Here is a 13,179-nt window from a genome sequence, read left to right on the forward strand (position 1 = left end):
TGTTGTTCCAGAAGATAAATTGCCATGCGCCTGCTGCTTCTGTTCGCCCTGCTCTGGCTGTTGCCCCTAACGTCGGCACAAGCCCAAAGCCTGGATCTGACCCACGCTACCCTGGTCACCGCCCCGGCCAGCGGGCCGGAAAAAGCGGCGGTCGCGCTGCTGGTGGAGGAGGTGGCCAAGCGCACAGGCATTGCCTGGAAACAGGGGGAACCGGGCGCCGGGCCGCTGGTGGTGGTGGGGCAGGGCGCGCAGATGGGCACCCTGCTGCCGGCGTCATTGCGTGATGACTGGACGGCCCCGGCGGCGTGGGGGCGGGAAGGGTATGCCGTGCGCACCTTCACCCACCAGGGCCGCCCGGTAATCGCCATCGCCGGGCATGATGCGCGCGGCGTGCTGTATGGTATCGGCCATCTGCTGCGCGCGCTGGCGATGGAGCCCGGTCGGGCAGTGCTGGCGGCGCCCTTGAATGTCACCGCCACGCCGGAAAAGACGGTGCGCAGCCATCAGATCGGCTATCGTTTCAAGAACAATACCTATGACGCCTGGACTCTGGCGCAGTTTGAACAGGAAATCCGCGATCTGGCGGTGTTCGGCACCAATGCCATCCAGGTGATTGCGCCTGTTTCCGATGATGAGAAGGAAAGCCCGCTTTTCCCCGCCCCGGCGGATGAAACCATCATCGGCATTGCCGGCATCCTGGCGAAATATGGTCTGGATTTTGATCTCTATTACCCGGTCATCCGTGCTGATTATAGTGACCCGGCGCAGGTGGCGGCGGAACTGAAGGATTTTGAAGCGCTGATCCAGCGCTTTCCCGCCATCCAGCGTCTCTATGTCCCCGGCGGCGATCCCGGCCATACACCGCCGGACCTTCTTTTTCCCCTGCTGGAGAAGATGGCGGCGATCCTGCGCCAGTATCACTCAGAGGCTGAGTTTTGGGTTTCCACCCAGGGCTTCGACCAAGCCGGTTATGAAGGTTTTTACCGCCAGTTGGACCGTAATCCCCCCTGGCTGACAGGCATTTTCATCGGCCCGCAATCGCGGGACCCGATGGCGGAGCAGCGGGCGCGCATCCCCGCCCGCTACCCGATCCAGGCCTATCCCGATATCGGCCATACGCTGCACGCCCAGTTCCCGGTGGCGGATTGGGACCCGGCTTTTGCGCTGTTGCAAGGGCGGGAGCCGATCAGCCCGCGCCCGGTGGATATGGGCGTGATCTATCGCCATTTTCAGCCGCTTTTCACCGGCTTTGTCACCTATTCCGAAGGGGTGACGGATGATGTGAACAAGATGCTGTGGTCGCAATGGGGCTGGTCGACGGCCACCGGTGCGGATTCCATCCTGCGCGACTATGCTCGCTACTTCCTCGGGCCCCGCATTGGTCAGGACCATATGGACCGTGCCGCCGCCCTGATCCTGGACCTGGAGCGCAACTGGCGGGGGCCGATCCGGGACAATGCCGGCATCAATGCCACGCTTCAGGGCTTTCAGGCACTGGATAAGGGGGGGGCGCCCGGCAACTGGCGTTGGGAAAGCCTGCTCTATCGCGCGACATATGACGCCTATGCCCGTCGTCGCGCCGTGGCAGAGGCGGAACGGGAAGCGACTTCCCTGGATATCTTGAGAAAAGCCGCCACTATCGGCACCCAGCCCGCGTTGAAGGCTGCGCGTGCCGCCCTGGCTGCACCGGATGATCGCGAAACCCTGGCCTTGCGGGATCGCTTGTTCGCCCTGGCGCAGCGCCTGTTCGATCATGTTGGCCTGCAACTCAGTGTTTCCCGTTTCGGCGCTTCGCATTGGGAGCGGGGGGCCAATCTGGATCGGGTGGATACATCCTTGAACAACCGGGTCTGGCTGGAACGGTGGTTTAATGCCATCGAAGCGAAACCGGATGAGCCGGCGCGGCGGACGATGCTGGATGAGATTTTACACTGGGAGCAGCCGGTTGCCGGCACGCGCTATGATGATTTGGGTGACCCCGCCCGATCACCGCATCTGGTTCGCGGCGTGGGAGCCGAGGGCGACCCGCAATTCTTCGCAACGGCGGTGCATTCCATTGCCGATGTGACGCCGGATAGTGGCTGGCGCCTGTCCTGGGTCACCTATGGGGAGACCCTGTATGACAGTCCGCTGACCCTGTCCTATCAGGATCTGGATCCGACCATCCCTTATCGTCTGCGCGTGACCTATGGCGGGGAGGATTATCATCTGCCGATCCGGCTGGTCGCGAATGGCGTAACCGAGATCCACACTCCCCTGTCCCGCCCAGGCAATCCCTCCACGCTGGAATTCGACATTCCGGCTTCTGCCACGCGGGACGGCCGTCTGACCCTGCAATGGACCCGGCCCCCTGGCATGGGGGGCAGTGGCCGGGGTAAGCAGGTGGCGGAGGTCTGGCTGATCCCCCTTCGCTGACTATAGCCGCAAACCCAGCCGGACCGGCGGGTCGTATGGGTTGAACTGGTAATGCAGGCCCAGTGTCACATGGGCCTGGAACCGGTCGGGGCCGGTATCACCGTCAGTGATCATCTCGATCCGGCCTGAATGGAGCGGCCGTGCCGCCCGCATGTCGGGTGAGGCATTGTCTGGATGGGCGATATATTGTTGCAGCCAGCGGTTCAGTTCATTCTCCACCCGCTCGATTGTCCAGGACTTGCCAATTAATTCTCGCAGAATATGTTTGATCAGATGGCCGAACCGTCCGGCACACAGGATGTGCGGGACGGTAGAGGCACTGCCGGCCAGACTGGGGGCGGACAGGAAGGCCAGATGCGGGTCCAGATGGCAATCCACCAGCACGGCAAGCCCCATTGCTGAAAGGGCTTGGGCCTGTTCTGGTGTCACCACCAGTTCCAAAGGTGGACGCGGTGTGCCAAGCCCGCCTTCATGATGCAATGACACGGGTGGTGGCAGTCGCCCGCCGGGCCCCAGCCCGGTCATGGCGGCGCACCAGCCATAGCGGCGGAAAGCGGTGATGGCGCGTGCAGCCAGGGGGAAGGCCGCCGACATCCAAAGCCAATCTTCCAGTACGGCACAGGTTTCCGCGTAAAAGCAGGAGGCAGGCTCGGCACCAGGCAGGCCATAAGGCGCGCGTAAAACCACGCGCGGCAGGGCCAGGGCCAGATTTTGCGCGTGAGGTTGCATGCGGAGCCTGGCCCAGGCCTCAAAGTGCTCCCCCGTCGGGCTGGCGGGGAGACCGCCTTGATCACCGATCTCCGCAAAATTATCGCAGCCCAGCAGGGAGGGGGCGGCGGAAGCGGCGAAAAGGGTGAAAGTCTGGGATGCGACCCGCCCGATCTGGTCAAGCAGCAGCATATCCGCATCACCAGGGCCGAACGGGTGATCGCAGATCAGTAATCCATAGCTGTCGCCGCCGGACTGGCCCAACCCGGTCTCGTACAACGCTTTATAAAGATAGCTCTGGCGCAGGTGTCTTTCCCGCTCATTGGCAGAGATGGCATCAGCATGCGTGGGCCCCTGATAGGGCCCGCAGAGATCGACCTGCAAATCATCCACATGGCAATCCATGCAATGGATGCGCACGCTGCCATCCCGCCCCGCAGCCTGGAGCAGATAGGCCAGACTGCGCCATGCCGCTTCCAGTTTCTGGAACGCGGGATGGTGCAGGATCGCTTCCAGCCAATATCCCAACTCCTGATCCAGCCTGCCAATTTCAAAATCCATTTCTGTCGTGCTGGCGGTGAGCGCTGTTCCTTCACGCAAGTGACAAAGTGCGGCCCGCCTTTCTGCCAGTGGTCGCAGCGGCTCCACTGTTGCGGCGATGCGCTGGGGGTGGAAATCCGCCAGCCGTTCCGGCGCAAAGATCAGCGATTGCGCTTTTTCCAGATGCGGGGGCTGGAGCGTCAGCGTCAGCCGGGGGGCAATATGCGCCATCCAGCCATCAAGGTCGCGATATGCCGCCAGATCGTCAAAGCACAGTTGCTGCGCACCGCCATCGGCCGGTCGGGCAGAGAAATTGGCAATCACCCCGATCACCAAGGGCATGTTGGCCCGTGTCGCCGGCAATTCCGGGACACCGTGGGTGGAAAGACGTACCCGGTCGCCGATAAAGGCTTCTCCCGGCAAGGTGGATTGGGTGAAGGGGTAAGCGGTCATCTCGTCCCCATTTTTAGTGCCGCATTATTATTGTTTATATGGATTTTTTAAATCAAAAAGATCGTTTAATAGAGTATTCGAAAATGAATACTAGTATAAATTTTATTAAAGTTGAATTAATACCCTTGTTCATGACCATTGGTTTGCTATGTTTTCGAGGTAAGTCGAATGGTTGTGGGAGAGTGGAATGTTTCCCATGCTTTGCAGGGCGTTGCCCCGCATGCTGCTGGGCGCCCCGATGGGGCTGCTGATGCTCTCGCTGCCGGTAATGGCTGGAGCCCAAACGCGGGCAGATGGCGAGGCCATTCCCATGCTGAATGGGACTGAAAGTGCGGAGGAAATCCTCCGTCTGGCCAGCAAGCCCAAGGCCCAACTCCCCCCGGGGCTGGCAGATGTGAATCTGGGGCAGGCCCATTCCATGGCGCCGGTCGGCAATGTCGGCAAGCCTCCTGTCCCGTCCGGTGTTACACCGGTTGTGGCGGAAAAAGCAGAATGCAGCGCTACCGCCTTTTCCACCATTCTTGTCTTCGCGACGAAGATCACGGCGTTGAATGACGATCAGCGGCGGTTCGCCCAGGATCTGGCGAAGGCGATGCAGTCGCCCGGATGGCGGAATTGCCGCTGGGTACTGGAAGGCCATGCGGATTCACGCGGGCCCGCCGAGGCCAACATGATCCTGTCGGAACGTCGCGCCGCTGGCGTTGTGGAGGTGCTGGCGGCTGCCGGCGTACCCAAAGAGCATATGGTGGTGAAAGCCATGGGGGAAACCCGGCAGGCTTTCCCGGATGATCCGACGCGCGCGGAAAATCGCCGTGTCGTTTTCCGTCCGCAATCCCCGGACACGTCTTCCTGACCGGCGGAAAAACATTTTCCCGATGCTGTCCCCTCCCTGGCTGACAGGAGCCTTGTGCCATGTCCGATGTTTCCGTCGCACCGCGCGAGCGTATCAACATCAAATATACGACTGAAACCAACGGTCAGAAGGCGGAGCAGGAACTGCCGCTGCTGCTGGTGCCCGTGGGTTGCTTTACCCCCCGTCAGGAAGGGGAAGTGCGGGATATCCCCGAGATGGTCGAGATCAACCCCGACACGTTCGACGCGGTGATGGAGAGCCAGAATATTGAGCTGTCCCTTTCCGTGCCCGACGCGCTGCGTGGGGACGGTAGCAACCACGATGTCACCCTCAATATCCAGAAGCTGGAAGATTTTACGCCCGACCGACTGGTCGCGCAGTTGAGCCCGCAGATCGAACCGCTGCGCAAACTGCTGGAATTGCGGGCGGCGCTGGGTGCTTTGCGCGGCCCGCTGGCGAACAAGGAGAGCTTCCGCAAGGTCATCCAGGGCATCGTGAATGATCCCGACCTGTGCGACCGCATCCTTTCTGAAATGGATATGTGATCCGTCGATAGGCGAGAGGATTTTTCATGTACACAATCGATCAGGTTCTGAAGAATTCCAACCAGTCGACCGATGATCTCCAGGATCGCGACCGGAAGAACATCACCCTTCTGATCAAAACAGTCCTGGAGGACAAGGAAGCAAAGAAGCTGGCGGATGCGCGGGTTGACGTGAATGTCGTCGACCGCCTGATCGGGGAGATCGACAACCTGATCGGGGCGCAGATCGACGCGGTGCTGCACCAACCGCAGTTCCAGGAGATTGAGGCGGCCTGGCGTGGCCTCCGCTTCCTGCTGGATCGCACGGATTTCCGCGCTGCTGGGCGGGTTTTCATCCGGTTCCTGGATGTATCCAAGGATGATCTGATTGCCGATTTTGAGCGTGGCGGCGTTGGTGCGGATGCCGATGTCACTAAATCGGATTTCTACTATCGGATTTATCGCCAGGGCATTGGTCAGCGCGGTGCCGATCCTGTGGCGGCGATCCTGGGCAATTTCACGTTTGGCAGTGGTGCGCGTGATTTGAACCTTCTGCGCAACATCGCCAAAGTATCGGCCATGGCGCATGCCCCGTTCATCGCCGCCCCCAGCCCCGATTTGTTGAGCGTCAAGAGCTTCGACGAATTGCCGGCCCAACGCGATATCCGCGCCATTTTTGATGATGATGTGAAATATGCGGAATGGAACAGTTTCCGCGATAGCGAAGATGCGCGTTATGTCGGCCTGGCGTTGCCGCGCTTCCTGTTGCGCCGCCCCTATTCCCCGGACCAAATCCCTACCAAATCCTTCCGCTATCGGGAAAATGCCGGACCCGACAAAACCCCCTATCTCTGGGGCAATGCTTCTTTCGCGTTTGGTACCCGCCTGACAGACAGTTTCACCCGCTGGGGCTGGTGCCCCAATATCATTGGCCCCAATAGCGGCGGTGAAGTGGATAAGCTGATCCTGCATCGGTACGAGAAAGGTGGTCGGAAAGAGGTGATGGTCCCGACCGAAATCCTGATCCCCGACCGGTTGGACCTGGAATTGTCGGAGGCGGGTTTCATTTCGCTTGTCATGCGCAAAGGGTCGGACAATGCCGCCTTTGTGGCCGCCAATTCCCCGCAGCGGAACAAGGTTTTCGGCGACACATCCGAAGGGCGGCAGGCGACATTGAACCATAAGCTGGGCGCCCAGCTTCCCTATATGTTCATCGTCAACCGCATTGCCCATTACATCAAGGTTCTGCAGCGGGAAAAGCTGGGCGGCTGGGCGGACCGGGTGTCGCTGGAGAAGGAGCTTAACGAGTGGCTCCGCCAGTACATTGCCAACATGCCCAACCCGTCGCCTGAAATCCGCAGCCGGAAACCGCTGCGGGATGCGAAGATCACCGTGTCCGAGGTGGAGGATGAACCCGGCTGGTACACGGTTGGTATGTGGATTACCCCCCATTTCAAATATATGGGGGCGGATTTCACCATTTCCCTGACCGGACGCTTGGAAAAGACCAAATAGGCGCGTCCCTCACGCGCCTTCACCCCTTATTTTTTACCCTCTTCCCAGGCGGGGCATCATGCCAACCCAACCGGAGGAGCAGAACGGCGATGCGCTCATCCGTCGATTGAGCCCGCATGTCCGCTCCGCTTTGGAAACAGCGATAAGCCTCTGTGTCTCCCGCACCCATTACCGGGTGGAGCCGGAGCATATATTGCTGGCCCTGCTGGAAACGACGCAGGGCGATTTCCATACCCTGATCGACCATCTGGGGCTGGACAGGGCGGAAATGCGGCTGGCCTTGCGCCAGGCGGTGGAGGGGCTGCCGACCGGCAACCATGGTCGCCCGCCCGTCTTTCCCGGTCGCCTTTATGATTGGCTGCGCCGGGCCGCCCGCGTGTCGGAGATGGTGCTGGGCACGGATATGATCCGGTCCGGCGCGCTGGTGGCGGGAAGCCTGCTGGACCCGGACCTGATCGGCCCCGGCCCGCACCGCGCCCTGTTCACCCGTTGTGAAGCCGGTGACCTGCTGGTGGAATTGCGGGCGGTGCTGGCCACATCGCCGGAACCACCGGCCTTGCCGGCGCAGGAAGAGGGGGCGAGCACGCAGACGCCGCCGTCCGTCGCAGCCGGAGAGGCACCGGGGCAAGGCGAGGCGGCCCTGGGCCCGTTGCTGGCGAAATACTGCACTGACCTGACAGCCAGGGCGCGGGCTGGCGCTATTGACCCGGTTTTTGGCCGTGACGCGGAAATCGGCCAGATGATCAATATCCTGGCCCGGCGGCGGCAGAACAACCCGTTATGTGTGGGTGAGCCGGGCGTGGGTAAAACCGCGCTGGCGGAAGGGCTGGCCCTGCGCATGGCGCGCGGCGATGTGCCCGACTTTCTGAAAGGTCAGGCTTTGTTGAGCCTGGACCTGGGCCAGTTGCAGGCTGGAGCTGGCATGCGGGGAGAGTTTGAGCGCCGGCTTTACGGTTTGCTGGCGGAGGTCAAGCAATCCCCTGTTCCGATCATCCTGTTCATTGACGAAGCCCATATGCTGATCGGGGCCGGCAATGTGCCGGGCGGCGGCGATGCGGCCAATCTGATCAAGCCCGCCCTGGCGCGGGGGGAATTGCGCACCATCGCTGCCACCACCTGGGGCGAATATAAGAAATATTTCGAGAAGGATGCCGCCCTGGCCCGGCGGTTTGAACTGGTGCGCCTGGAAGAGCCGTCGCCAGAACAGGCCATCCAGATTCTGCGCGGCTTGAAGCCGGTTTTTGAGGCGGCGCACCATGTCCATATCCGCCAGGATGCGCTGGAGGCGGCAGCCCACCTTTCCGCGCGCTACATTGCCGGTCGCCAGTTGCCCGACAAGGCCATTGGCGTGCTGGATACGGCATGTGCCCGCGTGAAACAGGGGTTGAGTGGTCGCCCGGCGCTGCTGGTGGCCGCCGAACAGAGGCTGGCCCTGCTGGACCGCACCAGGGCCGATGCGGAGGGCGATCTGCGCCTGGGCATGGCCGATGCGCCGGCGCGGCTGGCCGCCCTTGATGGGGAACGGGCGCAGCAGGCCGACCAATGCAAACGGCTGGAAACGCAATGGCAGGCGGAACGGGAGGTGGTGGATGCCATCATCCAGTTGCGTCGCGACATGCTGGCCGGCGAAGGGCCGGTCGCGGCTGAGAGTGCGGCGCGGATGGCGGACCTGCTGCGGTCCCTGGCCGAGTTGCAGGGTGACGCCCCCCTGCTGGACCATGAAGTGTCGGCCCATTCCATCGGGCAGGTGATTGCCGACTGGACCGGTATCCCCATGGGCCGGCTGTTGCGGGACGATCTGCGCAAGCTTTTGACCCTGTCAACCGATCTGGGCCGCCGGATCGTCGGTCAGGACCATGCGCTTCAGGTGATCGAGGAAGGGTTGCGCACGGCCAAGGCCGGACTGGCCGACCCGACCATGCCGCTGGGCGTCTTCCTGCTGGTGGGACCGAGCGGGGTGGGCAAGACGGAAACCGCGATTGCCATTGCCGATCACCTGTTTGGCGGTGAGCGTTTCATGGTCACCATCAACATGTCGGAATTCCAGGAACGGCACACGATCTCCCGCCTGATCGGTCCCCCGCCCGGCTATGTCGGCTATGGCGAAGGCGGCGTGCTGACGGAGGCGGTGCGCCAGCGCCCCTATTCCGTCGTGCTGCTGGACGAGGTGGAGAAGGCGGACCTGAATGTCCTGAACCTGTTCTATCAGGTGTTCGACAAGGGGCGGCTGAATGATGGGGAAGGTCGCAGCATCGACTTCCGCAACACGATCCTGTTCCTCACCTCCAACCTCGCCACCGACCTGATCCAGCAGGTGGCGGATGAGGGCACGCGCCCCAGCCCGGAGGAGCTCACCGAGCTGATCCGCCCTGCGCTCCGCGCCCATTTCAAGCCCGCCCTGCTGGGGCGCATGCGGGTGGTGCCCTTCTATCCGCTGCGCCCGCAGGACATGGCCCGCATCGTCCGGCTGAAACTGGACAAGGTGGCGGCCCGGCTGGCGGCACGGCATGGCTTGTCCATGACGGTCAGCGATCGTGCTGTCGATGCCGTTGTGGCGCGCTGTCTGGATGGCCAGTCCGGTGCCCGTAATGCCGACTCCATTCTACAATCCACAATCATCTCCCCCCTGTCCCGCCGCTTGCTGGAAATGATGGGGCGGGGGGAGGAACCCGGTCCTCTGCTGATCGACCATGATCGGGAGGATGGCTTTTGCTTCACCTTCTCCGCCGCGTCCTGACCTGGCTGCGCCAGGCTTTCACAGGCCGCCGGGCGGAGCCACCCCTCATCCATCCACCATTTGAATTGACTGGAGAAACAGACATGGCCGTTCCCGCCTATATGACGATCCGTGGTGTCAAGCAGGGTGCTATCGCCTCTGGCGCGATGACACCGCAAAGTGTGGGTCGGATGTCGAAATCCGATCATCCCGATGAAATCCAGGTTCAGGCTTTCAGTCACAAGTTGTTTGTTCCGGTCGATATCCAGAATGGGCAGCCGACAGGGCTGCGCCAGCATCCGGGTTTCACCATCACCAAGATTTTCGACCGCACCTCGCCCCTGATCTGTCAGGCGTTGGCGACCAGCGAGAGCATTGAGGAAATCAGCATCAAATGGTTCCGCACCGGTGAGGATGGCAAGCTGGTGAATTACTTCACCCATACGTTCCATGATGCGCTGGTGGTCGGTTATCACGCCTATATGCTGAACTGCCTGGATAAGAACGTGGCCGATATCCAGCATATGGAGGAAATCTCCTTTTCTTACAAATCTGTGCAGTGGGAGCATGTGCTGGCCAGCACCATGGGCGGCGATAGCTGGGATAATCCCGGTCAGCCGAGCTGACGCCTGACCCGTCTCCAATGCCCCGGTGACCCGCCGGTCACCGGGCACTCCGTCGCCCCCGCCTGCTGGATACGGCATGAACCGGCTGCAACAAAGCCGCCTTTTGCGGTTGAATACGCTGCTGGGCCCGGATGGGCTGCAGGTCCGGTCGCTGACGGGGACGGAGGCGGTCTCCGACCTGTTCAGCTTCACCGTCGATTGTCTGGCGGAGATGCGGGTTCCCGATCCTGCTGCCCTGATCGCCACCCCCGCCGTCATCTCCATCCGTATGGAAGGGGAGACGGAGCGGCATTTCCATGCCCGTATCCGGGATATCACCTATCGCGGGTACGGGCAGGGTGATCATGTCCATCATTATACGCTGACGCTGGTGCCCTGGTTCTGGCTGCTGTCACGCCACCAGGATTGCCGCATTTTCCAAGACATGGCGGTCCCGGACGTTGCGGAGACCATCTTCCGCGATCTGGGTTTCACGGATTATCAGTTCACCCTGACCGGCAGTTACGCAAAACGGGTCTATTGCGTCCAATACCGGGAAAGCAGCTATGATTTCCTGGCCCGGCTTTTTGCCGAAGAAGGCATTTTCTTCTTCTTTGAGCATCAGATTGATGCCCATCGGCTGATCATCGCCGACGCGCCCACCATCCACCGCCCGGTGGAGGGTGGTGACGTGATGATGTTCAAGCGCGCGGAACTGACCGATACGCGCAATGCCATATCGGACTGGTGGGCGCGCGATGCGGTGATGCCCGCACAGGTGACGCTGCGTGATTTCAATTTTGAAACGCCGCGTCACGACCTGACCAGCCGCACCCGCACTATCGACCCGATGGGCGCAACCGGGGCGCTGGAATTTTACGATTTCCCCGGCCTTTATCCGGATGGGGAGCAGGGGGAGCGACAAGGTGCCTTGCGGATGGAGGCCTTGGAAGCAAGCCGATCCATCCATGGCGGCCGCAGCAACCATCCCGCCTTCTATCCCGGTGGCCGCTTCACCCTTCAGGGCCATCCCGATCCTGGCTGCGATGGCACCTATACCCTTCTTTCTGTCCGGCATGAGGCACGGAACAACTGGGACTTGGGCGATGGCGGGGCCGCCTATGCCAATGACTTCCAGTGCATGGATAATAGCCGTCCCTTCCGCCCTGAACGGCGCCACCGCAAACCGGTGGTGGAGGGGCCGCAGACCGCCTTTGTCGTCGGCCCACCGGGAGAGGAGGTGCATGTCGATGCCCATGGCCGGGTACGGCTGCAATTCCACTGGGACCGGCTGGGCCAGTCCGATGCCCATAGCTCCTGCTGGGTGCGGGTGGCCCAGGGCTGGGCCGGTGCCGGTTTCGGGCAGAGTTTCCTGCCGCGCGTCGGCATGGAAGTGGTGGTCCTGTTTCTGGAGGGCGATCCCGACCGGCCCCTGATTGTCGGCTGCATCGGCAATGCCGACACCATGCCCGCCTATGCCCTGCCACAGAACCGCACCCGGTCCTGGATCAAGACCCTTTCGTCCCCCGGCGGCGGCGGCTTCAACGAATTGCGGTTTGAGGATAAGGCCGGTGGGGAACAGGTTTTCCTGCATGCCCAGCGCGATCTGGATGTGAAGGTGCAGGCCACGGCCCGCACCCAGACCGGTGGCAACCATCATCTGCTGGTCGGCGGCGACCGGATGGAAACCATTGGCGGTGAACATCACGCCACCGTGAATGGGGATAGCAGCGCCCGTGTCGCCGGCACCCAATCCATCCATGTGCAGGGCGAGCGGCATGATCTGGTGGAGCAGAATTATGCGCTGGGCGTGGGCAGCCAATGGGTGGTGGAGGCCGGCAGCACCATCAGCCTGCGCGTTGGCGGCAGCTTCATCAGCATCGGCCCCGCCGGCATCGTCCTGCAGGGGCCCAAGGTTTATATCAATAGCGGTGGCAGCCCGGCGGGGCTGCACGCCATGCCAATGGTGCCGCTGTCGGCCGATGGTGCCGCCGGTGACCGCGCCGGCCGTGTTGGCAGCAGCAATCGCCGCCGGTCGGTTGTGCGGGAACGGGTGACCGGCTGGGCGGTTCGCCAGGCTGATGCCATGCGCCTCGCCGCTGACCAGGGCGCTGCCTTCTGCGAGGTGCCGGCGGCAAAAGATCCGCCATCCTTTTCATGGGATGAAACATGGCGGATGGGCGGCACCGACAATGTGGACGCGATCTATACCAAGACCAAAGGCGAGATCACCCGCGAAGGGTGGCTGGGCAGGGCGGAAGGAGAGGTTGAGTTTGGTCTGGCGGCGCTGACCCAGTCCGGTTCGTTTTTTGATGGCCTGGTACATGTACAACATAAATTATCGACGAATGTTGGCAAGGTGAAGGGCAGTGTCGGGGCTGTAAAGGGTGTCGGTGGGCAATTTTCGGCAGAAGCCTCGAAGGTGGACCATTCCATAAACGTTGCTGTTGGCTCTGACCCGAACAATCCCTTCGCCCAGACCAACGTTGGCTACAAGCTTCTCACGGCACAAGCCAGGGGCGGCATGCTGATCGGTTCCGATGGCCGTTTCAGCGGTATCATGGGGTCGCTTGGGGCAACTGCAAAGGCGGCGGAAGGGACAGTGAAGGGTGAGATCAACCTGCCATTGCCTTTCACGGATAGGGAATTGAGTATCCGGGGAGCGGTCAGCCCGAAGGCGGGCGTTGGTGTGGATGGCAGTTTCCATGCCGTCAAGGATTTGCAGTCCGGCCGCTATCATGTGGGGGTTGCGGGTGAGGTTGCGGCCGCCCTCGGGATTGGCGGCGACCTCGACCTCAGCGTTGGCCCGCCCTATCAATCGACAGAGCGCCCTTTAGGCCCCTGACGGAAA

8 protein-coding genes are annotated in these 13,179 nt (G+C 61.8%); 7 read left to right on the top strand and 1 reads right to left on the bottom strand.

The features are described 5' to 3' along the window. The first annotated feature begins 24 nt into the window (after positions 1–24). The gene (locus G473_RS0110570) at positions 25–2,415 is read left to right on the top strand and encodes a hypothetical protein (RefSeq protein WP_029013071.1); all 2,391 of its coding nucleotides are present in this window, start codon (positions 25–27) and stop codon (positions 2,413–2,415) included. Here G473_RS0110570 and G473_RS0110575 read toward each other — a convergent pair whose 3' ends face one another. Next, entirely contained in the window at positions 2,416–4,116 is a 1,701-nt protein-coding gene (locus G473_RS0110575) for a type VI secretion system contractile sheath domain-containing protein (RefSeq protein WP_029013072.1), read from the bottom strand. It lies immediately after the preceding gene. A 220-nt stretch (positions 4,117–4,336) separates the two neighbouring features. On the opposite strand from G473_RS0110575, the gene G473_RS29210 reads away from it, so the two are divergent. The 6 genes from G473_RS29210 to G473_RS29215 all read left to right on the top strand — a co-directional run bounded on the left by G473_RS29210 (position 4,337) and on the right by G473_RS29215 (position 13,173). Continuing rightward, positions 4,337–4,969 (top strand): OmpA family protein, encoded by a 633-nt coding sequence (locus G473_RS29210; protein WP_051330135.1) that lies wholly within the window; start codon positions 4,337–4,339, stop codon positions 4,967–4,969. A gap of 59 nt (positions 4,970–5,028) precedes the next feature. Then, positions 5,029–5,514, top strand: coding sequence for a type VI secretion system contractile sheath small subunit (gene tssB, locus G473_RS0110585; protein ID WP_029013073.1), 486 nt, complete (start codon positions 5,029–5,031; stop codon positions 5,512–5,514). Positions 5,515–5,540: 26 nt separating this feature from the next. Next, complete coding sequence (tssC, locus tag G473_RS26315) at positions 5,541–7,007, top strand: type VI secretion system contractile sheath large subunit (RefSeq protein WP_035706496.1); 1,467 nt, start codon at positions 5,541–5,543, stop codon at positions 7,005–7,007. A gap of 58 nt (positions 7,008–7,065) precedes the next feature. After that, positions 7,066–9,744, top strand: a complete 2,679-nt coding sequence (tssH, locus tag G473_RS0110595; protein WP_035706498.1) for a type VI secretion system ATPase TssH — start codon at positions 7,066–7,068, stop codon at positions 9,742–9,744. 83 nt (positions 9,745–9,827) lie between these two features. Then, positions 9,828–10,349: an Hcp family type VI secretion system effector gene (locus tag G473_RS0110600; RefSeq protein ID WP_029013075.1), complete on the top strand. Its 522-nt coding sequence runs from the start codon at positions 9,828–9,830 to the stop codon at positions 10,347–10,349. 76 nt (positions 10,350–10,425) lie between these two features. Continuing rightward, positions 10,426–13,173, top strand: a complete 2,748-nt coding sequence (locus G473_RS29215; RefSeq protein ID WP_051330136.1) for a type VI secretion system Vgr family protein — start codon at positions 10,426–10,428, stop codon at positions 13,171–13,173. Positions 13,174–13,179: the final 6 nt, after the last annotated feature.

Origin of the sequence: Niveispirillum irakense DSM 11586 (genome assembly GCF_000429645.1) — a bacterium.
GTDB lineage: Bacteria > Pseudomonadota > Alphaproteobacteria > Azospirillales > Azospirillaceae > Niveispirillum > Niveispirillum irakense.